Genomic DNA, 23,391 nt, shown 5'->3' with positions numbered 1-23,391 from the left:
ATGACCAGCAACGAACTCGCACCCTGTGACGCGGGCGCTGACGCGGGCGACGAGGTCAGTGCGAGTCCCGATGCGGGAACCGATCTCGCCGGCACCGACATCGCGATAGTCGGCATGGCGGGCCGGTTCCCCGGCGGCAAGGACGTCGGTGAGCTGTGGACCAACCTCCGCGACGGCCGCAACTGCATCGTGCGACTGTCCGATGAGGAGCTGCGGGCGTCCGGGGTGGACCCGGAGCTGCTCGCCGACCCGGACTACGTGCCGGCCGCCTCGGTGCTCGAGGACGTCGACCTGTTCGACGCGAGCTTCTTCGGCTACGTGGCCCGCGAGGCGCAGCTGATGGACCCGCAGCAGCGGCTGTTCCTGGAGAGCTCCTGGCACGCGCTGGAGAACGCCGGCATCGATCCGTCCCGTGTGGACGGTCCGGTCGGTGTGTTCGCGGGTGCCGCGATCTCCACCTACCTGCTCAACAACCTCGCCCAGCACCCGGAGCTGCTCGACCAGGTGGGCGCCGTGCAGATCGGGCTGGGCAACGACAAGGACTCGCTCGCCACCCGGGTGGCGCACGCGTTCGACCTCACCGGTCCCTGCTACAGCATCCAGAGCTACTGCTCCACCTCGCTCGTCGCGGTGGCCGCGGCGTGCACCAGCCTGGTCACCGGCGAGTCCGACGTCGTGCTGGCCGGCGGCACGGCGATCGCGGTGCCGCAGAAGGTCGGCTACGTCTACGAGCAAGGCGGCATGGCCTCCCCGGACGGGCTGTGTCGGGCGTTCGACGCGTCCGCGCAAGGCACTCCGATCGGCAACGGCGTCGGTGTCGTCGTGCTGCGCCGCCTCGACGACGCGCTCGCCGCGGGTGACCGGGTGTACGCGGTGATCCGTGGCTGGGCGGTCAACAACGACGGCGCGAACAAGGTCGGCTTCACCGCGCCCGGTGTACGCGGCCAGGCCGGCGTCGTGGCGGAAGCGCTTGCGGCGGCGGGCCTGGAGCCGGCGGACATCGACTACGTGGAGGCGCACGGCACCGGCACCCCGCTCGGTGACGCGGCCGAGATCGCCGCGCTGCAGCAGGTGTTCGATGTGGACGGTGCCGGGGTCACCCGGGTGGGGTCGGCCAAGACAAACATGGGCCACCTCGACCGGGCGGCGGGCGTCACCGGCCTCATGAAGGCCGCGCTGTCGCTGCACCACGAGGTGATCCCGCCGACGATCAACTTCGAGAAGGCCAACCCGCAGCTCGACCGGTCCCGCGAGCGGATCCAGGTCGTCACCGAGCTCACCCCGTGGCCGCGCGACGAGGAGCGCCCGCGCCGGGCCGGGGTCAGCGCGTTCGGCATCGGCGGCACCAACGCGCACGTCGTGCTGGAGGAGCCCGAGCCGGTCGACCGCGCCGACCGCGTGCCGCCCCGCGAGCACCAACTGCTGGTGTGGTCCGCGCGCAGCCGCGACGCCGCGTCCCGCACGGCCGCCCGACTGGCCGACGTCTTCGCGGAGTCCGATGTGGACGGTAAGGTCGACACCGCCGATGTGGCGTACACCTTGCAGGTCGGCCGCAAGACGTTCCACGAACGCGCGGTCGCCGTGGTGTCCGACGCCGCGGACGCCGCCCGCGCGGTGGGCGAGGACGCGCCGCAGCGGGTGCTGGTCCGCACCGACGCCAACACCGACCGGCCCGTCGGCTTCCTGCTCGCCGGCGTCGGCGAGCACTACAAGGGCATGGTCGGCGGCCTTCACCGCACCGAGCCGGTGTTCCGCGCGGCCATCGACGAGTGCCGGGAGATCTTCGCGAACCACCTGGGCACCGACCCCCTCGCCGACCTGGTCGCCGAGGAGAAGGGCGCCGGCGCCGGCTTGGCGGCACTGCTCGGCCGCGACACCTCCGACGACACGGCGGCAGCCACAGAGATTGCCCAGCCGGGCGTGTTCGCCGTCGACTACGCGCTCGGCCGGCTCGTCATGTCCTGGGGCATCACGCCCCGGGTGCTCGCCGGCTACAGCGTCGGAGAGTTCGTCGCCGCGGCGCTGTCCGAGGCGCTGACCCTGGAGGAGGCCGCGGGCCTCGTCGCGACGCGCGCCAAGCTGATCGCCACCCTGCCCGAGGGCGCGATGGCCGCCGTCCCCCTCTCCACCGCCAAGCTCACCAAGCTCGTCGGGCCGATCGGCGACCTCGGCCTGGACGTGGCCGCGGTCAACGGCGCCGGGGTGATCGTGGTGTCCGGCCCGGCCGACGCCGTCGCGAGCCTCACCGAGAAGCTCGCCGAGCACGACATCCCCGCCCGGGCGCTGCGCACCACGCACGCGTTCCACTCCCGGATGCTGCGCCCGATCGCCGACGAGCTCACCGGGTGGGCGCGGGAGAACCTGTCGCCGCGAACCCCGAAGATCCCGTACCTGTCCAACGTGACCGGTGCGCCGATCACCGAGCGGCAGCTCGCCGACCCCGGCTACTGGGCCGAGCACATGTGCCGCACGGTCCGCTTCGCCGACATGCTCACCGAGCTGTTCGGTGCGGACGGCGACGACATCCTGTTCCTGGAGATCGGCCCCGGCCAGTCGCTCGGCGCGATGGCCCGCAACCACCCCGCCTGCGGCACCGACCGCTGGTCGCTGCTCGTGCCGACGCTGCCCGCCGAGGCCGACCCGCGCCCGGACACCGCGGTGCTCACCGAGACGCTCGGCAAGCTGTGGCTGTCCGGTGTGGACATCGACTGGGCGGCCTACCACGAGGGCCGGATGCCGTTGAAGACCACGGTGCCCGACTACCCGTTCGAGCGGCAGAGCTACTGGATCGACCCGCCGAGCAGCGGCAAGGCCCGCCCGGCCGTGGCCGCCGCCGCACCCGCGGCCCAGGACGCCGAGGACCGCTTCTGGTCACCGGTGTGGTCGCGCAAGGCGGCGGGCACACCCGCCGCCGCACCCGCGAACCCCACCTGGATCCTCACCGACACCCGGGTCGGCGCGGACCTGGCCGCGCGGCTGTCCGGCGCGGGCGGCGCGGGCACGGTCGTCGTCCGGGCCGGCGACACGTACGCCGCGGGTCCGGAGTGGACGATCCGGCCGGACGTGCGCGAGGACTACGCCCGGCTGCTCGCCGACGCCGGCACCCCCGGCGAGGTCGTGCACCTGTTCGGCCTCGACGCCGACACCCCGGCGCGGACGCGGGCGCTGGGCTTCGACAGCGTCGCGAACCTGGCCGCCGTCCTCGGCGACGAGGTCGCGGACACCCTGCGGATCACCGTGGTCACCGAGAACGCCCGCGCGGTGCTCGACACCGACGTGCCGCGGCCGTACCGGGCGACCGTGCTCGGCGCGTGCATCGTCGGCGCCCAGGAGTACGCCGGCCTGATGATCAAGGCCGTCGACGTGCTGGCGGACGTCGACGTGCCGGCGCTGCTGGCGGAGGTCCGCGCGGACGACACCGACACGGCGGTCGCGTTGCGCGACAAGGACCGCTGGGTGATGGACTACCGGCCCACCCCGGCCACCGACGAGGCCCCGATCGAGATCGTCGACGGCGGCGTCTACCTCGTCACCGGCGGGCTCGGCCCGGTCGGCCAGCTGATCGCCGGCCACCTCGGCGCCGCCGCGAAGGGCGTCACCACGGTGCTCGTCGGCCGCGGTGGCCTGCCGCCGGAGGACGGGTGGGCCGCGATCGCGCCCGACGGCGAGGCGAAGTCGCTCGCCACCCGGGTCGCCGGCGTGCAGCGCTTGCGCGAGAACGGGGTCAACGCGATCCCCGCGGCCGCGGACGTCACCGACGAGGCCCAGCTGCGGGCGCTCGTCGAGCAGGTCACGGCCACGCACGGCCGGCTCGACGGCGTCGTGCACCTCGCCGCGGTCACCGACGCCAGCACCTTCGGCCCGATCTCCGACCTGCGCGAGGAGTCCGTCGCGATCCACCTCGCCGGCGGCAAGACCCGCGGCACCGCCGCCATCGAGCGCGTGCTCGCCGACCACCCGGTCGACTTCTGCGTGCTGTTCTCCTCGATGTCCTCGGTGCTCGGCGGCATCGGCTTCGCCGCCTACGTCGCCGCGAACACCTACCTCGACGCCGTGCCCTACCGCCACCGCGGCGAGGCCACCCGCTGGGCCGCGATCAACTGGGACACCTGGACCTCCACCGCCGAGATGGTCGACGGCGGCGGCATCGGCGACCTCGGCGCGTCGATGGTCGAGTACTCGATGACCGAGACCGAGGCGCTCGCCGCGTTCGACGCGGTGCTCGCCAACCCCGTGCCGCGCACCGTGATCAGCGCGGGCGAGCTGCCCAAACGGATCACCCAGTGGCTGGTGAAGGACACCGCCGACGAGCCGAAGTCGGTCGGCGCCCGCATGCCGCGGCCCACGCTCGCCCAGGAGTTCGTGCCCCCGACCGGGGAGCGGCAGCGCCAGCTCGCCGAGGTGTGGGAGGACATGCTGGGCATCGACGGCGTCGGCGCCCGGGACAACTTCTTCGACCTCGGCGGCACCTCGCTCATGGGGCTGCAGATGGTGAAGCGGATCCAGAAGGTCACCGGGGTCGCCGTGTCCGCGGTGAACCTGTTCGAGGCGCCGACCGTCCACGCGATGGCCACGCTGGTCGAGCAGAAGGGCGCCGCCGCGCCCAAGCCGAAGGCCAAGCCCGCGCCCAGGAAGGTCCAGGTGACCGAGCCGGTGCGGGAGGAGGGCCCGGTCGGCCGCGACTACCGCGAGGCCATCGCGATCATCGGGATGACCGGCCGGTTCCCCGGCGCGCCCACGGTGGACCAGTTCTGGCGCAACCTGCGTGACGGCGTCGAGGCGGTGACCACGTTCACCGAGGAGGAGTTGCTCGCGAACGGGGTGCCCGCGGACATCGCGACCGCCCCGACCTACGTGCCGAGGCGCCCGGTGCTCGACAACGTCCGTGGCTTCGACGCCGGCTTCTTCGGCTTCTCGCCGCGCGAGGCGGAGATCACCGACCCGCAGCACCGGATCTTCATGGAGTGCTGCTGGGAGGTGCTCGAGCAGGGCGGCTACGGCGCCGGGGACCACCGCGGCCGGGTCGGCGTGTTCGGCGGCACCAACATCAGCACCTACATGATGCGGATGATGATGGCCGCCAACGCCAACCCGCAGGAGGTCGGCGAGGCCGACGCATACCAGTTCGTCATCGGCAACGACAAGGACTCGCTCGCCACCAAGGTCTCCTACAAGCTCGGCCTCGACGGCCCGAGCCTGACCGTGCAGACGTTCTGCTCCACCGCGCTGGTGGCGCTGCACCTGGCCTGCCAGAGCCTGCGGCACGACGAGTGCGAGCTCGCGCTCGCCGGCGGCGTCTCGATCCACACCCCGGACCGGGTCGGCCACCTGCACGTGCCGGGCGGCATGGAGTCCTCCGACGGCCACGTCCGCACGTTCGACGCGGCCGCCAACGGCACGATGTTCGGCGACGGCGCGGGCGTCGTGCTGGTCAAGCGGCTCGCCGACGCCCAGCGCGACGGCGACGAGATCATCGCGGTGATCCGCGGCTCCGCCATCAACAACGACGGCTCGCTGAAGGTCGGCTACACCGCGCCGAGCGTCGTCGGCCAGGCCGCGGTCGTCGTCGACGCCATGCGCAACGCCGGCGTGCGACCCGAGGACGTCGGCTACATCGAGGCGCACGGCACCGCCACCCCGCTCGGCGACCCGATCGAGGTCGCCGCGCTGACCAAGGCGTTCGGTGACACCGAGGAGAAGCAGTACTGCCCGATCGGCTCGGTGAAGACCAACATCGGCCACCTCGCCGCGGCCGCGGGCGCCACCGGACTGATCAAGACCGCGCTCGCGTTGCGCAACAAGCAGATCCCGGCGAGCCTGAACTTCGAGACACCGAGCCCGGAGATCGACTTCGAGAACAGCCCGTTCTACGTCAACACCGAGCTGTCCGACTGGGACGTTCCGGAGGGCCGCAAGCGGATCGCCGGGGTCAACGCACTCGGCATGGGCGGCACCAACGTGCACGTCATCCTCGAGGAGGCCCCGGCCCCGCTGCCGGGCAAGGGCGACGGCGGCCCGGACCGGCGCTACGAGCTGATCACGGTGTCCGGCAAGAGCGAGACCACCGCGAACGAGTCGATCGGCCGGCTGGTCGAGCACCTGGCGGCCAAGTCCGACCTCGCGCTGGCGGACGTGGCCGGCACGCTGCAGACCGGCCGGGAGACCTTCGAGCACCGCCGGGTCCTGGTCACCGACATGACCTCGGACGTGACCGCCAACGCCGCGGCCGACAACCCGGCGCCGCCCGGGCTGCTCGTGCGCGCCGACCCGACCCGGGAGCGGCCGGTGAGCTTCATGTTCGCCGGGGTCGGCGAGCACTTCCCCGGCATGATCGCCGAGCTGTACCGGCGCGAGCCGGCGCTGCGGTCCGTTGTGGACGAGTGCGCGGCGGTGCTGCGCGAGGAGCTCGGCGTGGACCTGGTGCCGCTGCTCACCGCGCCGCGCACCTCCTCGGCCGGCCAGCAGGACTCGCTGCTCGCGATGCTGGGCCGGGCGGCGGCGCCGGAGGACCCGAACCGGGCCGCGCTCGCCCGCACCGAGCTGGCCCAGCCCGCGGTGTTCGTCGCCGAGTACGCGGTCGCGCGCCTGCTGATGAGCTGGGGCCTGACGCCGAACCTGATGCTCGGCTACAGCCTCGGCGAGTACGTCGCCGCGACCCTCGCCGGCGTGCTCACGCTGCCCGAGGCACTGCGCCTGGTGGCCTACCGCGCACGGCTGATCGCCAAGCTCCCCGGCGGGTCGATGCTGGCCGTGCCGCGGGCGCCCGAGGCGCTGCGCCGCGACTTCGCGGACCTCTTCGCCGCCGGCCTCGACGTCTCCGCGGTCAACGGCCCGGAGATCACCGTGGTCGGCGGCGAGACCGCGCGAATCGACGAGTTCGCGCTGCGACTGTCCCAGCAGGACATTCCCAGCACGAAGCTCCTGACCACACACGCCTTCCACACCCGGATGCTGGAGCCGGCCAGGGACGAGCTGGTCGCCTGGGTCACCGCGAACATCGAGCCCCAGGCACCGAAGCTGCCGTATGTGTCCAACGTGACCGGCGAGCGCGCCACCGAGGAGCTGGTCACCGCGCCGGAGTACTGGGCCCGGCACATGTGCTCGCCGGTCCGGTTCGCCGACGGGCTGACCACACTGCTCGCCGACCCCGACCCGGCGCTGCTGGAGATCGGGCCGGGCCAGTCGCTGTCCGCGATGACCCGGGTGCACCCGGCCTGCGTGCAGAAGCGCTGGCCGCTGGTGATGGCGGCGCTGCCCGCGTCGGCCGACCCGCGCCCGGACGACCGGGTGCTCACCGAGGCGGTCGGCCAGCTGTGGCTCACCGGCGTGCCGATCGACTGGGCCGCGCTGCAGGCCGGCCGGCCGCTGCGCCGGGTGCCGCTGCCCGCGTACCCGTTCCAGCGCAAGGACTACTGGCTGGAGCCGGCCCGCACCGAGCGCAAGCCCGCGTTCGGCGCGGACCTGATCAGCGCGGCCGGCTCGACCGGCCTGTCCGACGCGGAGAACCCGGCCGCGGCACTGACCTCGATGCCGCTCCTGCCGGAGGCCGACTGGCTGCACGCGCCGGTCTGGCGGCAGACCGCGCCCCGGGCGGCGAAGCTGCCGACCGCGCGCTGGCTGGTGTTCACCGACACCGGTGCGGCGGACGCGGTGAGCGGCCCGCTGGTCGAGCGGCTCCCCGGCACGGCCGTGCTCGTCCGCCCGGGCAGCGAGTTCGCCTCGGGCAGCGGGGAGCACACCGCCGGGTACACCGTGCGCCCGGGGGAGAACGCCGACCTCAAAGCCATGCTGCGCGAGCTGCGGGACGGCCCTGGCCTGCCCGAACGCGTGGTGCACCTGTGGTCGCTGTCCGGTAGTGCCGTCGAGCGGGGCATCCACACGCTCGTGGCCCTCGCTCAGGCGGCCAGTGACCTCGGCGCGGAGAAGTGGGCGCTCGACATCGTCACCGCCGGCAGCCAGCAGGTCACCGGTGCCGAGGACGTCGACGCGGAGAACGCCACCCTGCTCGGCCCGGTCCGGCTGGTGCCGGTCGAGTACCCCGGCACCCGCTGCCGGCTGGTCGACCTCGACCCGGCCGAGCTGGCGAACCCCGACCGTCTCGTGGCCGCGCTCGCGGTCGAGGTCGGCGACGCCGCCACCGAGGCACTGGTGGCGCTTCGCCGGGGCCGGCGCTGGGTGCCCGACTTCGAGCAGCTGGAGTCGCGCGAGCGTACGGACCTGTTGCGGGAGAACGGGGTCTACCTGGTCACCGGCGGTCTCGGCGGCATCGGCCTCGCGATGGCCGAGGGCCTCGCCCGGGAGTTCCACGCCAAGCTGGTGCTGTTCGGCCGCACCGGGCTGCCGCCCCGCGACACCTGGGACGCCGTGCTCGCGAAGCCCGATGTCAAGGACGAGGTGCGCCGCCGCCTGGAAGGCGTGCGCACGCTCGAGGAGTTGGGCGCCGAGGTCGAGATCGTCACCGGCGACGTGGGCAGTCAGTCCGATGTGGACGCCGCGGTCCGCGCCGCGGTCACGAGGTTCGGCGGGCTCAACGGCGTGCTCCACGCCGCCGGCCTGCCCGGCGTTGGCCTGATGCAGTTCAAGACCCGCGCGGAGATCGAGAAGGTCCTGAACCCGAAGGTCGCCGGGACCCTGGCGATCGACCGGGCGGTGCGCGACCTCGGCCCGGACAACCCGGTGGACTTCATCGCCCTGTTCTCCTCGATCACCTCGTCGACCGGCGGTGGTCCCGGCCAGGTCGACTACTGCGCCGCGAACGCGTTCCTCGACTCCTACGCCCTCCAGGCGGCGGGGCGGCCCGACGGCCCGCGGACCATCGCGATCAACTGGGGCGAGTGGGAGTGGAACGCCTGGGCGTCGGGCCTGACCGGCTACAGCAACGACGTGCAGGACTTCTTCCGCGGCTTCCGCAAGACGTTCGGCATCGGCTTCGACGCGGGGTGGCGCTCGTTCCAGCGGGCGCTCGCCAGCGACCAGCCGCTGGTCGTGGTCAGCACGCAGGACTTCGCCGGCATGGTCGCCGCCAGCGGGATGTTCACCGTCGACCTCGCGGTCGCCGCGCACACCGCCGAGGCAGGCGGCAGCGGGCGGCACCCGAGGCCGGAGCTGAACACCGCGTACGTCGCGCCTGCTGGCGAGGTGGAGACCGCGATCGCGGACGTGTGGGCGGACCTGCTGGGGCTGCAGCAGGTCGGCACCGAGGACAACTTCTTCGAGCTGGGCGGCAACTCGCTGGTCGGCGTGGAGATCATGATCCGCATTCGGCGCCGGCTCGGCATCGACGAACTGGCCCCGCACGTGCTGTACGAGGCCCCGACCGTGGGCGCCCTGGCCCGCCTGCTCGACGCGTCCGCGGTGGCCGAGTCCGATGTGGACAAGGCAGCCGAGCGCCGCGACCGCAGCGCGAGCCGCAAGGCCAACCTCCGCAAGCGAGGTAAGGCGGCATGAGTTACCGGCGAGTGGGCCGCTGGGTGGACCGCCCGACCTACGTTCTATCTGGCGGCCCGAATCGGTCACGACACGACGAATGCGGCGGTGAGGGAAGCAATGAGTGATCAGGACAGCAGCCGCGACGACGACTCCGTGGTTGCCGTCGTCGGGATGTCCGGGCGGTTTCCCGGCGCCGACGACGTCGAGCGGTTCTGGGCGAACCTCGTCGCGGGAGTACAGGGGATCCGGGACATCAGCGACGAGGAGCTGATGGCGGCCGGCGTGGACCCGGCCCTGCTGGCCGACCCGCGCTACGTCCGCCGCGGCGCGCCGCTGAACGACATCGAGCACTTCGACGCGGCGTTCTTCGGGTTCAGCCCGCGCGAGGCCGAGGTCACCGACCCGCAGCACCGGCTGTTCCTCGAGTGCTCGTGGGAGGCCCTGGAGATCGCCGGCTACCAGCCGAACAAGGTGCCCGGCAGGGTCGGCGTGTTCTCCGGCTGCGGCTTGTCCAAGTACGGCTTCGCGAACGTGCGGACCCGGCCGGACATCATGGCCACCACGCCGGAAGTCCAGTGGGCGGTGGGCAACAACAGCGACTCGCTGTCCAACACGGTCAGCTACAAGCTCGGCCTCACCGGCCCCGCGGTGGCCGTGCAGAGCTTCTGCTCCACCTCGCTCGTCGCCGTGCACCTCGGCATCCAGAGCCTGCTCACCTACGACAGCGACGTGGCGCTCGCCGGCGGCGCGTCGCTGGAGGTCCCGCAGGCCACCGGGTACGTCTACGAGGAGGGCGGCATCGTCTCCGCCGACGGCACGGTCCGCAGCTTCGACGCGGACGCCGCGGGCAGCGTCATCGGCAACGGCGTCGGCGTGGTCGTCATGAAGCGGCTGTCCGACGCGAAGCGCGACGGCGACCACGTCTACGCCGTCGTCCTCGGCTCGGCGTCCAACAACGACGGACGCAACAAGGCGGGCTTCACCGCGCCCGGCTCGGACGGCCAGACCGACGTGATCGCCTACGCGCACGAGGTCGCCGACGTCGAGCCGAGCACGATCGGCTACGTCGAGTGCCATGCGACGGGCACCAACCTCGGCGACTCCGTCGAGCTCGCCGCGATGGACCGGGCCTTCGCCGACCACGACGGCGCGACGCCGACGGTGCTGGCCTCGCTCAAACCGTCCGTGGGCCACCTGGACCGCGCGTCCGGCGTCGCGGGCCTGATCCGCGCGTCGCTGGCGGTGGACCGGGCGCTGCTGCCCGGCACCCGCAACTACCGCAACCCCAACCCCGCGCTCGCCGCCGCGGGCGCGAAGTTCACCGTGCTCACGGAGAACCAGCCATGGGAGCGCGGCGCGCACCCGCGCCGGGCCGGGGTCAGCTCGTTCGGGCTCGGCGGCACCAACGCGCACGTGGTCATCGAGGAAGCCGAGCGGGAGGAGCGCCCGGCCCAGCCCGGCCCGCACGCACTGGTCCTCTCCGCCCGCACGGCCGAGGCGCTCGACGCGGCCGCCGAGGCGCTCCGCGGGTACCTCGTGGACACGCCGGACGCCGACCTCGCCGACGTCGCGTTCACGTTGCAGGCCAGCCGGACCGGGTTCACCAACCGGCTCGCGGTGATCGCCGGTGACGTGGCCGAAGCGGTGGCCGCGCTCGCCGACCCGGAGCTCATCCGCCGCGCGACCCCGAACGCCACCTCGTCGGCCGCCGAGGCGGTGATCGCCACCAGCGCGAACGCCGCCGTCGAGCAGTGGCTGTCCGGTGTGGAGATCGACTGGTCCACGCTGCACGACGGGCACCGGCGCCGGGTCGCCCTGCCCACCTACCCGTTCCAGCGGAAGCGTTACTGGATCGAGCCCGGCGCGGGCCTCACCGCCGTCGCCGCGGTGCCGGCTTCCGGCATGGTGGCGGAAGCCGGCGCGAGCCCGGAGCGCGACCTCGCGACCTGGTTCTACCACCCGGTGTGGCACAACCGCCCCACACAACGGAGAGACGTAGCGGCCGCGGAGCGCGGCCCGTGGTGGGTGCTCGCCGCCGACGAGCTCGGCGAGCGGACCGCACAGCGGCTCGCCGAGCACGGCGCCGACACCGTGCTCATCCGGCCAGGCGACGGCTATCGTCATGTGTCCGCCGAGGACCACTTGCACATCATCGAGGTCGAGCCGAACTCCCGCTGCGACTACACCCGCGTCATGTCCGAGTTCGGCCGCCCGCGCACCGCGGTCCACGCGTGGACCCTCGGCGCGGACGGTTTCGATGAGGCGCAGCGGCTGGGCTTCCACGCCGTCCGGGTCGCCGCGGGCGCGCTCGCCGAGACCAACACCCCCGGCCCGCTCGAGCTGGTGCTGGTCACCGGCGGCGCGGTCGAGGCCGTCGGCGGCGACGTCCACCACCCCGAGCATGCGACGATGGTGGGCCTCGTCCCGGTGCTGGCCCAGGAGATTCCCGACTTCGGCTGCCGGCTCGTCGACGTGGACGTCGCGAGCTGCGCCGCCGAGCGCGGCCTCGACGACCTCGCCGCCGAGCTGATCGCCGAGGCGTGCACGCCGATCCGCGACCACGTGGCGCTGCGCCGCGCGGATCGCTGGGTGCAGGCCTACGACCAGCTGCGCATCGACGAGGCGACCGAAAGCCCCCTGCGGCACGGCGCGACCGTGCTGATCACCGGCGGCCTCGGCGACGTCGGCGCGGTGCTCGCAGAGCACCTCGCCACCACCCGCGGCGCCCGGCTCGTGCTCACCGTACGCACCGCGCTGCCGCCCGAGAACACCTGGGCCACCTACCTCGCCGACCACCCCGAGAGTGACCGGGCCGCCCGGCACATCCGGACCGTGCAAGGGATGCGGGCCCGTGGCGCCGAGGTGCTGGCGCTGTCCGCCGACGTCGCCGAACGCGACCAGATGGCCGCCGTCGTCGCCGAGGCGACGGCGCGGTTCGGCGCGGTCGACCTCGTCATCCACGGCGCGGGCTGCTCCGACCACCGCACGTTCGGCCCCGCGCCGTCGGTGAGCTTCGCCTCGTGCGACGCGCACTTCCGGCCCAAGATCGACGGCATCCGCGTCCTGGACGAGGTGCTGCCGGACGCCCCGCTGCGGATGACGGTCTCCTCACTGTCCTCCGTGCTCGGTGGCCTCGGTTTCTCCGCCTACGCCTGCGCGAACTCCGGTATGGACGGCTACGCCCGCCCGGCCGCCGCCGCGTCGGTCGGGCGGCCGGGCGGCCGGTGGATCTCGGTCAACTGGGAGGGCTGGGGCCTGCGGGACGAGGCCGAGCACCCGATGCCGGCGACCACGATCAAGGAGTACTGGATGCACGAGAACGAGGGCGTCGAGATCTTCGAGCGCGCCCTCTCGGTCGCGAACCGCGTGCGCCAGCTGGTGATCTCCTCCGGCCCGCTCGCGCCGCGCCTGGCCGCGTGGACCGGCGCCGGCTCGGACCTCGGCTCAGCCGAGGAACAGCAGGCACGGCACGAGCGCCCCGCACTGTCCACTCCGTACGAGGAGCCCGCCCCGGGCCACGAGACGGCGGTGGCCGAGATCTGGGGCGAGGTGCTCGGCATCGACAAGGTCGGCGCCAACGACAACTTCTTCGAGCTCGGCGGCCACTCGCTGACCGCCGTACGGCTGATGGGCCGGATCCGCACCACCTACGGCGGCGTCCCGATCACCGCCGTGATCGAGAACCCGACCGTCCGGGAGCTGAGCACCGTGCTCGGTGCGGTCAACCAAGCACAGTTGGCGAGTTAGGGAACCCGACCGTCCGGGAGCTGAGCACGGTGCTCGGTGCCACGAATCAGACACAGCTAGCAAGTTAGGGAGAACGCGATGGCCGTTTCTGGAGTGAGGGTTGGCGTGGTCGGCGCGGGTGTGATGGGCGCCGGCGTCGCACAGAACCTGGGGCAGGTCGGGCACGACGTGGTGCTGGTCGACATCAGCGAGGACGTGCTGAAGGTCGCGCGCGAGAAGATCGAGCTGAACTGCCGGATGAGCCGCATGCTCGGTGGCCCGGCGGTGGACGCGGACGAGGTGCTCGCCAGGATCACCTTCAGCATCGACCTGGCGTCGCTGGCCGACGTCGAGGCGCTGATCGAGAACATCACCGAGAACGAGAAGCTCAAGAAGGACCTGTACCCGAAGCTGGACGCGATCGTCCAGCGCGACGCCGTGTTCGTCGCCAACACCTCCGCCGTGCCGATCACCCGGATCGCGTCGTGGACCACCCGGCCATCCCAGGTCGCCGGCGTGCACTTCATGAACCCGGTCCCGATGAAGCCGGCCGTCGAGCTGATCCCGGGCGTGCACACCTCGCCCGAGTCGCTGGAGCGGGTGCGCCAGCTCGTGATCTCGATGGGCAAGAAGCCGATCGACGTCAACGACGCGTCGGGCTTCGTGTCCAACCGGGTCCTGATGCTCACCGTCAACGAGGCGGCCTACCTGGTCTACGAGGGCGTCGCCACCGCCGAGACGGTCGACGAGGTGTTCCGCAGCTGCTTCGGTCACCCGATGGGTCCGCTCGAGACGGCCGACCTGATCGGCGTCGACACGATCCTCTACAGCGTCGAGGTGCTCTACGAGCACTTCGCGGACAGCAAGTACCGGCCCTGCCCGCTGCTCAAGCAGATGACCGACGCCGGCCTGCACGGCCAGAAGTCCGGCCGGGGCTTCTACCGCTACGGCCCGGACCACAAGGCCCAGAACGCGGCGAAGAACCGGCTCGCCGCCGTCCCCACCGAGTCCTGAGGAGGAACCACCGCCATGTCCGACACCTACACCGAGATCCGGCAGTTCATCACCGCCAAGTACCCGGACATCGAGTTAGCCGACGACCAGGACATCTTCTCGCTCGGCTTCGTGAACTCGCTGTTCGCGATGGAGCTGGTGATGTTCATCGAGAAGACGTTCGCCACCCGCATTCCCAACGAGGAGCTGAAGCTCGACAACTTCCGTTCGGTGAACGCGATGGCCGACCTGGTGTCCCGGCTCGTCGGTGCGGCCGACAAGGCCGCCGCGATCTGATCGCCGGCTGATTCCTACGGGACCAGGAGGGTTTCCATGAGCAGCACGGCCATCGGCAGGGTCGGGGACACCGGCCGGCCACCGGTGCCCGACCTCGCCACGGTGCGCGAGTTCGTCGACACCGAGGTGATTCCCAACGCCGAGGCGTGGGACCAGGCCGAGGCGCTCCCGCGGTCGGTTCTGGACCGGGTCGGCGAGCTCGGGCTGTGGGCACCGTTCCTGCCGGCCGACGTCGGCGGCGCCGGGCTGGACATGATCACCCTCGGCAAGATCCACGAGGAGGTTGGCCGGGGCTGCTCGGGGCTGCGCAGCATGCTCACCGTCCACACCATGGTGTCGTGGGCGGTGTGGCGGCGGGGGAGTGCCGAGCAGCACGCGACGCTGCTGCCCCTGCTCATCTCCGGCGAGACGTTCGGCGTGTTCTGCCTGTCCGAGCCGGACAACGGCAGCGACGCCACGGCCACCGGCACCATCGCCGTCGAGGACGGCGACGGGTGGGTGATCGGCGGTCGCAAGAAGTGGATCACCGGCGGGCAGGTCGCGGACATCATGATGGTGTTCGCCCGCACCGGGCCGGGCATGAGCGCGTTCCTCGTTCCGGCCACCGCCCCCGGCGTCACGATCACCCCGATCCCCAACATGCTGGGGACCCGCTCCAGCATGATCGCCGAGATCGTGTTCGACGGCGTGCGGGTGCCGGCGAGTGCCATGCTCGGCCCGCAGGGCTGGGCCGCCGGCATGGTGATGACCGGCGCGCTGGACATGGGTCGCTTCAGCGTCGCCAGCGGCTCGGTCGGCATCATCCAGGCATGCCTGGACGCGTGCGTCGACTACACCTCCAAGCGCGAGGTGGCCGAGGGGAAGCTGCGCGACCTGCAGCTGATCCGCCGCAAGATCAGCGACCTGGTCACCAGCCTGCGGGCCGCGCGCCTGCTGTGCGAGGAGGCCGGCCGGCTCAAGGAAGCCGGTGACCCGGCGACGATCATGGCGACCTGGGTCGCCAAGTACTTCGCATCGACCAAGGCGGTCGCGGCCGCGAACGACGCGGTGCAGATCCACGGCGCCAACGGGTGCAGCCAGGACTTCCCGGCCGCCCGGCTGTACCGCGACGCCAAGATCATGGAAATCATCGAGGGCAGCACCGAGCTGCAGCAGACGTTCATCGCCGGCGAGGCGTACCGGGAGGCAGCGTAATGACCACTGTGGACCAGCCGGCCGCGGTCGAGCACACCGAGGCACTGGCGAAGCGCGGCAAGGTGAAGTGCGTCGTGTGGGACCTGGACAACACCCTGTGGAACGGCACGATCCTGGAGGACGGCGAGGTCACCGTGCGGCCGGCGGTGGTCGCCGAGATCAAGCGCCTCGACGAGATCGGCGTGCTGCACTCGATCGCCAGCAAGAACGACCACGACACGGCGATGGCGAAGCTGCGCGAGGCCGGCCTGGACGAGTACTTCCTGTACCCGCAGATCAACTGGAACCCGAAGTCGTCGTCGGTCGAGGCGATCGCCAAGGCCATCAACATCGGCGTCGACACGCTGGCGTTCGTCGACGACCAGGTCTTCGAGCGTGCGGAGGTCAACCACGTCCACCCCGCGGTGATCACCGTGGACGCGCTGGACCTGGAGACCCTCACCGCGCCTGCGTTCACACCGAAGTTCGTCACCGACGAGTCGAAGCTGCGCCGGCACATGTACCGCAGCGACGTCGCGCGCAACCAGGTCGAGACAGACTTCGCCGGCACGTCCGAGGATTTCCTGTCCACACTGGACATGCACTTCACGATCAGCCCGGCCGAGCGCGAGGACCTGCAGCGCGCGGAGGAGCTGACCGTGCGCACCAACCAGCTCAACTCGACCGGCCGCACCTACTCCTACGAGGAGCTCGACGAGCTGCGCCAGTCCGACGACCACCTGCTGTTCGTCGCCTCGCTCACCGACAAGTACGGCAGCTACGGCAAGATCGGGCTCGCGCTGGTCGAGAAGGGGCAGCCGCACTGGTACCTGCGCATGATGCTGATGTCCTGCCGGGTGATGTCCCGCGGCGTCGGCACCGTGCTGCTCAACCACATCATGGGCCTCGCCAAGGAGGACGGCGCCAAGCTGCGCGCCGAGTTCGTCGAGACCGGCCGCAACCGGGTGATGTACGTGACCTACGCGTTCGCCGGGTTCACCGAGGCCGAGCGGGACGGCAACCGGCTGGTGTTCGAGTCCGACCTGGCGCAGATCCAGCCGCCGCCCGGGTACCTCACCCTGGAGCTGACGTGACGAGGCCGGGCTGGCTGCGGGCGCGGGCGACGCCCCGGCTCGAGGAGCTGCCGGAGAACACGTGGCGCGCCACCGGTCAGGTGCTGGTCGTGGCGCTGCCGCGGATGATCCGCAACACGCTCGTGCCGAGCCTCACCTTCCTGGTCATGTCGAACCTGCTGGGCATCGAGCTGGGTGCGGTGCTCGCTCTGCTCGTGGCCGGCGGTCTGTACTACCTGGACAGGCGAGCCGGCCGCGGGTTCGTGGCCGGCATGGTGATGGCGTTCATCGTGCTCTCCGCGGCGGTGGCGGTGATCTCGCGGGAGCTGTCGCTGTTCTTCCTGCCGGTCGCCGCGGTGGACGTGGTGATGGCGACGTTCTGCCTGACGTCCGTGCTGGCCGGCAAGCCGCTGTTCGCCGCGGCCGCCAACGACTTCGTCACGATGCCGGCCGCCTCGCAGAACAGCACGGTGTACCAGCGGACCGCCAAGATCACCACGCTGCTGGGCATGGGTTACTTCCTCACCCGGGTGCTGGTGCGGATCGGTGCGTTCCTGGTGCTGCCCGAGGGCTGGTTCATCGCCGTCGCGATCATCCTGGAGCTCGTCGGCGACGCCGTCCTCATCACGATCTGCGTGCAGCTCAACGTGCGCAACACCTGGCACCCCGAGTTCGTCGCCACGACCTGGGGTCCGGCGGGGATGCCGCGGCCCGCGGTCGCCGGAAAGGGAACCGCATGAGTACCCCGACCACCCAGGGAACGCGCTGGTTGCCTTTCGGCGCCCCCTCCACCGCTGAGACCCGGGTGTTCTGCTTTCCGCACGCGGGCGCCAGCGCGGCCGTGTTCGCGCAGTGGCAGCGGATCGTCGGCGAGTCGATCCGGATCTGCCCGGCCCAGCCGCCCGGCCGGGCCGAGCGGCTGCGCGAGGAGCCGCACCGCGACGTCCGGTCCATGGTGGACGACGTCGTGTCGAGTTTGGACAGCCAGTTCACCGGAACCTACGCGCTGTTCGGGCACAGCATGGGTGCGCTCGTCGTGTTCGAGCTGGCCCGGCGGCTGCGGTCGATCGGCGCGCCGCCGCCCGCGCACGTGTTCGTCTCCGGACGGCCCGCGCCGCAGCTGCCCGAGAAGCGGCTGCAACTGCGCGACCTGCCGATCCCGCGGCTCGTCGGCGAGCTGCGCTCGATGGGCGGCACGCCGGACCTGCTCCTGCGGGACCCCGAACTGCTCGAGGCGTTCCTGCCGATGATGCGTGCCGACTTCTCCGTCAACGAGGCGTACGCCTACCGCGTCGAGCCGCCGCTGTCGGTCGGGCTGAGCGCGCTCGGCGGCTGGGCGGACCCGAGAGCGACCGAGCCGGAGTTACGCGGCTGGTCGGCGCAGACCAGCTCTCGGTTTGCCTGCCATCTCTTCCCGGGCGGGCATTTCTACGCCGAGCAGCACGCCGGCCAGGTGCTCGACATCATCCGCGACGAGCTGACCTGATGGAGACACCCGATGACCACCCTGCTGCCGGCCGATCCCCCCGACGTCACCGCGACCGCGGTCGCCACCGCGCCGCCCGATAACCGCAAGGTACGCCGCGCCTGGTACGCCTACGACTGGGCGAACTCGGTGTTCACCACGATCGTCACATCCACCTTCTACGGCCCGTACCTCACCGACATCACCGCCGACGCGGCGGACCCGTCCGGCTACGTCCACCCGCTCGGGATCGGGGTGCGCGCCGAGTCGCTGTACCCGTTCCTGGTGTCGCTGTCCCTGTTCTTACAGGCGCTCGTGCTGCCCGCGGCCGGCGCGCTGGCCCGCCGGGTGCCACGAAACCGGCTGCTCGGCGTGCTCGCGCTCACCGGCGCGGTCGCCACCGTCGCGCTGGCGCTGGTCACCGAGTCCAACTACCTCGCGGGCGGGATGCTGTTCGTGCTGGCGACGCTCGCGCTGGGCGCGTCGATCGTCGTCTACGACACGTATCTGCCGGAGATCGCGGCGCCCGCGGAGCGTGCGACGGTGTCGGCCCGCGGGTCCGCCGCCGGCTACCTCGGCACCGCCGTGATCCTGGTGGTCGGTGCGGTGCTGATGATCGGCCACTCCGCGTTCGGGCTCGAGGAGGGCACCGCGCTCGTGCTGTGCCTGGTGCTCGCCGGACTGTGGTGGGCCGGGTTCTCTACCATCCCGGTGCGGCACCTGCCGCCGACGCCGCTGCGGTCCGTATCGGACGAGCCGAAGGTGCAGTTCGGCAGGATGCTGCGCGAGCTGGTGCGGGACCGGCGGGTCGCCGCGGTGTTCCTGGTCGCGTTCCTGCTGTACAACAACGCGATCCAGGTGCTGTCCAGCCAGGGCACCACGTTCGTCGCCGAGGAGCTGGAGGTCGGCTCCGAGATGCTGATCGGCGGCGTGCTGTTCGTGAGCCTGCTCGCCGTGTGGTCGACGACGGTCGCCGGGCGGTTGGCCACGAAGTACGGCGGGCCGCGGGTGCTGCTGGCGAGCCTCGGGATCTGGCTGCTCGTGATTCTCGTCCAGGTGAGCGTCCAGCCCGGCGCGCTGATCATGCTGTGTGTGATGGGTGTCCTCATGGGACTCGTGAACGGGACCGGATACTCCCTTTCCCGGGCGGTGTTCGCGAACCTGACACCGCGGGACCGGTCCGGTGAGTACTTCAGTGTGTTCGAGATGGTGAACCGGTGTGGCAGCGCGTTCGGCGTGCTCCTGTTCGGCGCCGTGGTCCAGCTGACCGGCTCGTACCGGTGGGCGTTGGGGTCGATGTCGCTGCTGTTCGTCGGCGGCGCGTTGCTGCTGCTGGTGGTCGGCGTGCGCCGGCCGCGCGAGTCGGGCCTTCCGTCATGAGGGTGCTGCTGACAGAGTCCGCCAGCGCGTCGGCGCGTGAGGTGGTGACCGTGCTCGCCAGGCAGGGTCACCGGGTCGGGGTCGTGGAGCCGAAGCGGGACGGGCTGCTGACCGTGAGCAGGCGGGTGAAGTGGCGGCACAAGGTCCCGCTGTTCGGCGCGGAGCCGCTGGCGTACCTCGACGCGCTGAGCGAGGCGGTGGCGGCGCGACAGTACGACGTGCTGTTGCCGATCCACGAGCAGTTGGCCGTGCTGTCCCGGTATCCCGGCGCGATCGATGTGCCGTTCGCGGTGCCACCGTTCTCCTCGCTGGCGCGGGTGCAGGACAAGGCCGCCGCGGTCGAGCTGCTTCGGCTGCTGGGCATTCCGCTACCGGTCACGTCGCTCGTGTCGTCGGTGGCGGAGCTGCGGTCCGCGGCGTCGTTCCCGTGCTACGTCAAGCTGCCGATCTCCACGGGGAGCCGCGGGGTGTGGCATGTGGACGGTCCGGCGTCGTTCGCCGAGATCTCGGTTCGCACGGAGGTCGCGGACACCTTCGCGCGGGGCTGGCAGGTGCTGGTGCAGGAGCCGGTAGACGGCAGGTTCGTGATGGCGCAGACGGTGTTCGACCACGGCGTGCTGGTGGCGGCGCATGTGGTCGAGCGGGTTCGGGAAGGTGTGCAGGGCAGCGCGTCGGCCAAGGAGTCGGTGTCGATGCCCGGGCTGGTGTCGGACCTGGAGAAGCTGGGTGCGGAGCTGTCCTGGCACGGTGCCCTGTCGGTGGATGCGATCGTCGACTCTGTAGGCACGGCGCATCTGATCGACCTCAACCCGCGGCTTGTCGAGCCGGTGAACGCGTCGCTGGCCGGGGTCGACCTGGTGGGCGCGTTGCTGGACGTGTCGCTCGGCCGCTCGCCCGCGCCTCTTTCCGCCGGCCGGGTGGGAGTGCGGACGACGATGGCGCTGATGGCGGTGCTGCGACACGGCGAGCTGGGCCACAACCGGCGCGCGGTGGCGGCGGAACTGCTTTCCGCGCTGTTCCGGCGGGGTGTGTACCGGGAGAGCCCGGAGGAGCTGCTGCCGGTCCCGTTCGACCCGCCGGCGATCATGCCGCTGCTGGCGGTGGGCAGCACGTTGCTGGTCGACCCGGCGAAGTGGCGCTCGTTCTCGAAGCCCGCGACGGGTCCGACGACGGTGCTGAGCCCGGCGGCGTGGGCATCGCTCACGGACCAGCACTGAACCGTCCCGGGTCTCGTGCCCCTCCGGTCCTCGCGGGAGGTTGAGAAACCCCGCCGCGAAAACTCGAGCCGGGGTCAACCGGAGGTTTGGTGATCGTTACTCCCACGGCCGGCGCAGATTCGGGGAGATACCGGAGTTACGTGTGGGTAGCCACGATGATCCTGTCTTGAGTTTTGACGTTCTGGGGCTGGTTGGTGCACCCTGCTGATCATGAGTGCGGCCCTTGGTTGATCATTCGTCTTGGGACAGATCGATGATCGACACAAGGGCTGCGGTGATCGGTGTGCATCACGCCGAGAGCGGCATGGTGGGCGGGGAACGGGCCGGGTTCCGGCAGGAGTTCTACCGGTGTTTGACTCGGCGTGCGAATGCGTTGTTCGAGCTGCTGCTGGTGGCTGACGCGGGCTACGACGGTCCTCGGTCGGCGTTTCTCCTGCGCGACTTACCGGTCGTCGTGTTGGTTCGGATGCGCTCCGATCGAGTACTCCGCCGCCTACCCAGTCCACTTGCCGGACACGTTGGGGCGGCCTCGCCGCCACGGCGACGAGTTCGTCTGCGGCAACCCGGCCACCTGGGGCGAACCTGATGTCACCACCCACACCGACACCCGGCATTACGGCCCAGCATCGGCCCGCGCGTGGAACTGCTTGCTCCCACGTCTCGGCCTGGCCACCGACCTGCGCCGCCCATGGGAGAAGACCGCCAAGCCCGACCTGCTGACCCCCGCACGGGTTCGCCGCGGGTTTCTGAACCTCCGCACAACAATCGGCTCTCCAACCGGCGCACCGAAATCCAGCCGACCAGGTCCCGGACGCCTCGCCGGACTCAAGCTAGCGGGAGTTTCCTGGATAAGTTGATCTTGTGGTGCGTGTCCGCAGGTCAGGGCTATTGTTGATCTTGGGGTTGTGTATTACCTAACTGGCTGGTGCCCACCGGTGGAGTTCGTAGAGGTTGAACAGTTGCTGTTGGAGGTCGGTCCTGTCGGTGATCATGCGGCGGGCTTTGGGTCGGCCGCGTTGGCCGGGGTAGAGCAGCACGGTTTCTTCGATACCGGCCAGTTGGGCGAGTAGCTCGCGGACGGACAGGTGCAGGCCGGACTGTCGGGCGGTGCGGCGCATCAGGTGGGCGATCATCAGCGCGAGCACGCAGTAGAAGGTGTGGACTCGGATGTGGTTGCTGGTCCAGTGGTGCATCGGGGGAAACGAGACGAGGTGGGGTCTTTGAGTTGGCGGAAGCCGAACTCGGCGTCGGACTGGGAGCGGTATCCGGCGATGACCTCGGCGGTGGACCAGTTGTCGGTGTGGTCGGTGATGAGGATCCGTTTGCCGAAGATCCGGTCTTCCAGCGCGGCGCGAGCGCGGGGGTCGATGGTGTGGTCCAGCCGGATATCGGGTGGGGTGTCACCGGTCAGCCGCCAGGTCAGCACCTCGTTGACCCAGCGGGGTTTGCAGATGGCGGTGATCGTGGCTTCCAGTTTTTCCTTGCTGCGGCGGGCTTTGCCGCGGGCCAGGGTGTCGGCGATCTCGGCGAGCTTGCGGGTTGCCTTGGCCAGGGTCTGGTCGAAGCCGCGGGACTGGGCGTCGTGCAACTCTTGCGAGTGGGTCAGCACCGCGCGGTGCGAGAGCCCCAGCGCGTCCAGGGTGGTCTCGTGCGCGGTGATCCCGTCGAACTCGGCGACCGGCCGGTAGTCGCTGGCGGGAATATCGAGCAGCGCCGGGTGATCTGAGGGCGGCAGCGAGCCCACGTAGTGCAGGTGGTGCTCATCGAGTAGCGCGAAGTTGGGTTCGGAGTTTTGCCCGGCGTCGAAGACCACCGTCAACTCGGGTGCACCGGCGTCGAGTTCAGCATCGAGTTCGCGACGCCGGGCGGCCAGTTCGGTGATCATCTGCCCGAACTGGGTCACGTCGGGGCGGTCGCCGGGATAGGCATGCGACAGCAGCGGGATCCCGCCGTCGCGGGTGATCACCGGCCCGAGTCCGACCAACCGCAGATCGGTGCGTTTCTGCTTGGCCTTGCCCCGCTGCGCGATCGGCGCCCGCCCGTTGGGTGGAGTCGATGAACGTCGCGAAGTTGGTCATGTCCAACGCCAGCGACGAGGTGTCCACATCGAAGCGCTCGATCGCCGTCGCGGCGATCCGCCGCTCGATCTCGAGCAGCGCGTCGGCATCCACGGCGTGCATGGCGTCCCAGAACCGACGATGATCCAGCGCGGAGGCCTTGATCCTCACCAGACGGACCCCAGATGTTCCCGCAGACCGGCCCGTCTGTGCACAACACGGCGTCCGTCAGCTCTGAGCAGCGCGTCCGCCCGCAACGTTAGGCACCAGCGGACTCCTGGCGAAACTCCGCCAATCCGCGAACGGGCCACCGCGCTCGCCTTCCTGCACACCGATCACCGCATCCCTTGGATCGATCGTCCATCTGTCGCAAGAGGAATGATCGGCCCAGGACCGCGCCCATGATCAACCGGGGCGACGACAGTCAGCCCAGCGTTGCATCAGAACGGTGGTGGTGGTTCGGGGTGGGTGGGTTCGGGGTGGGTGATGGGTTCGGGGTGGTGGGGGTAGTGGAACCCGCAGGGTGAGACCCATTCCAGGGTGCTGCCGCGTTTGATGATCTTCCAGCCGCCGAAGGTCTT

General features: G+C 71.1%; 13 protein-coding genes. 11 read left to right on the top strand and 2 right to left on the bottom strand.

Going from position 1 to position 23,391, the window contains the following annotated elements; genetic code table 11:
- The 10 genes from GEV28_RS12875 (at position 1) to GEV28_RS12830 (ending at position 20,753) form a co-directional block, all read left to right on the top strand.
- Positions 1–9,447, top strand: coding sequence for a type I polyketide synthase (locus GEV28_RS12875; protein WP_291411998.1), 9,447 nt, complete (start codon positions 1–3; stop codon positions 9,445–9,447).
- Between the two features lie 99 nt (positions 9,448–9,546).
- The gene (locus GEV28_RS12870; RefSeq protein WP_291411996.1) at positions 9,547–13,176 is read left to right on the top strand and encodes an SDR family NAD(P)-dependent oxidoreductase; all 3,630 of its coding nucleotides are present in this window, start codon (positions 9,547–9,549) and stop codon (positions 13,174–13,176) included.
- A gap of 78 nt (positions 13,177–13,254) precedes the next feature.
- Positions 13,255–14,169, top strand: a complete 915-nt coding sequence (locus GEV28_RS12865) for a 3-hydroxyacyl-CoA dehydrogenase NAD-binding domain-containing protein (RefSeq protein ID WP_291411994.1) — start codon at positions 13,255–13,257, stop codon at positions 14,167–14,169.
- A gap of 15 nt (positions 14,170–14,184) precedes the next feature.
- Positions 14,185–14,445 (top strand): acyl carrier protein, encoded by a 261-nt coding sequence (locus GEV28_RS12860; protein ID WP_291411992.1) that lies wholly within the window; start codon positions 14,185–14,187, stop codon positions 14,443–14,445.
- A gap of 36 nt (positions 14,446–14,481) precedes the next feature.
- Positions 14,482–15,639, top strand: coding sequence for an acyl-CoA dehydrogenase family protein (locus GEV28_RS12855; protein ID WP_291411990.1), 1,158 nt, complete (start codon positions 14,482–14,484; stop codon positions 15,637–15,639).
- Positions 15,639–16,712, top strand: coding sequence for an HAD family hydrolase (locus GEV28_RS12850; protein ID WP_291411988.1), 1,074 nt, complete (start codon positions 15,639–15,641; stop codon positions 16,710–16,712). The genes GEV28_RS12855 and GEV28_RS12850 overlap by 1 nt, the downstream gene beginning before the upstream one ends.
- Positions 16,709–17,431, top strand: a complete 723-nt coding sequence (locus tag GEV28_RS12845) for a hypothetical protein (RefSeq protein WP_291411986.1) — start codon at positions 16,709–16,711, stop codon at positions 17,429–17,431. Before GEV28_RS12850 ends, GEV28_RS12845 begins: the two co-directional genes overlap by 4 nt.
- Positions 17,428–18,177, top strand: a complete 750-nt coding sequence (locus tag GEV28_RS12840) for a thioesterase II family protein (RefSeq protein WP_291411984.1) — start codon at positions 17,428–17,430, stop codon at positions 18,175–18,177. The genes GEV28_RS12845 and GEV28_RS12840 overlap by 4 nt, the downstream gene beginning before the upstream one ends.
- Positions 18,178–18,189: 12 nt before the next feature.
- Positions 18,190–19,536: an MFS transporter gene (locus GEV28_RS12835; protein WP_291411982.1), complete on the top strand. Its 1,347-nt coding sequence runs from the start codon at positions 18,190–18,192 to the stop codon at positions 19,534–19,536.
- On the top strand, positions 19,533–20,753 hold the full coding sequence (locus tag GEV28_RS12830; RefSeq protein WP_291411980.1) for a hypothetical protein: 1,221 nt from the start codon (positions 19,533–19,535) through the stop codon (positions 20,751–20,753). The genes GEV28_RS12835 and GEV28_RS12830 overlap by 4 nt, the downstream gene beginning before the upstream one ends.
- Positions 20,754–21,667: 914 nt before the next feature.
- On the opposite strand, the gene GEV28_RS12825 is transcribed toward GEV28_RS12830, so the two are convergent.
- The gene (locus GEV28_RS12825) at positions 21,668–21,898 is read right to left on the bottom strand and encodes a hypothetical protein (RefSeq protein WP_291411978.1); all 231 of its coding nucleotides are present in this window, start codon (positions 21,896–21,898) and stop codon (positions 21,668–21,670) included.
- Positions 21,886–22,719, bottom strand: coding sequence for a hypothetical protein (locus GEV28_RS12820; RefSeq protein ID WP_291411976.1), 834 nt, complete (start codon positions 22,717–22,719; stop codon positions 21,886–21,888). Before GEV28_RS12820 ends, GEV28_RS12825 begins: the two co-directional genes overlap by 13 nt.
- Positions 22,720–22,808: 89 nt before the next feature.
- On the opposite strand from GEV28_RS12820, the gene GEV28_RS12815 reads away from it, so the two are divergent.
- The gene (locus GEV28_RS12815; RefSeq protein WP_291411974.1) at positions 22,809–22,955 is read left to right on the top strand and encodes a hypothetical protein; all 147 of its coding nucleotides are present in this window, start codon (positions 22,809–22,811) and stop codon (positions 22,953–22,955) included.
- The last annotated feature ends 436 nt before the right edge of the window (positions 22,956–23,391 follow it).

It is taken from the genome of Actinophytocola sp. (assembly GCF_009379765.1).
GTDB lineage: Bacteria > Actinomycetota > Actinomycetes > Mycobacteriales > Pseudonocardiaceae > Actinophytocola.
This window is presented reverse-complemented; position numbering and strand designations above follow the sequence as displayed.

Coding starts and splice junctions, on each gene's coding strand:
- GEV28_RS12865 (WP_291411994.1), top strand. CDS start 13,255: ATGGCCGTTTCTGGAGTGAGGGTTGGCGTGGTCGGCGCGGGTGTGATG.
- GEV28_RS12870 (WP_291411996.1), top strand. CDS start 9,547: ATGAGTGATCAGGACAGCAGCCGCGACGACGACTCCGTGGTTGCCGTC.
- GEV28_RS12875 (WP_291411998.1), top strand. CDS start 1: ATGACCAGCAACGAACTCGCACCCTGTGACGCGGGCGCTGACGCGGGC.
- GEV28_RS12860 (WP_291411992.1), top strand. CDS start 14,185: ATGTCCGACACCTACACCGAGATCCGGCAGTTCATCACCGCCAAGTAC.
- GEV28_RS12855 (WP_291411990.1), top strand. CDS start 14,482: ATGAGCAGCACGGCCATCGGCAGGGTCGGGGACACCGGCCGGCCACCG.
- GEV28_RS12850 (WP_291411988.1), top strand. CDS start 15,639: ATGACCACTGTGGACCAGCCGGCCGCGGTCGAGCACACCGAGGCACTG.
- GEV28_RS12840 (WP_291411984.1), top strand. CDS start 17,428: ATGAGTACCCCGACCACCCAGGGAACGCGCTGGTTGCCTTTCGGCGCC.
- GEV28_RS12830 (WP_291411980.1), top strand. CDS start 19,533: ATGAGGGTGCTGCTGACAGAGTCCGCCAGCGCGTCGGCGCGTGAGGTG.
- GEV28_RS12835 (WP_291411982.1), top strand. CDS start 18,190: ATGACCACCCTGCTGCCGGCCGATCCCCCCGACGTCACCGCGACCGCG.
- GEV28_RS12815 (WP_291411974.1), top strand. CDS start 22,809: ATGAACGTCGCGAAGTTGGTCATGTCCAACGCCAGCGACGAGGTGTCC.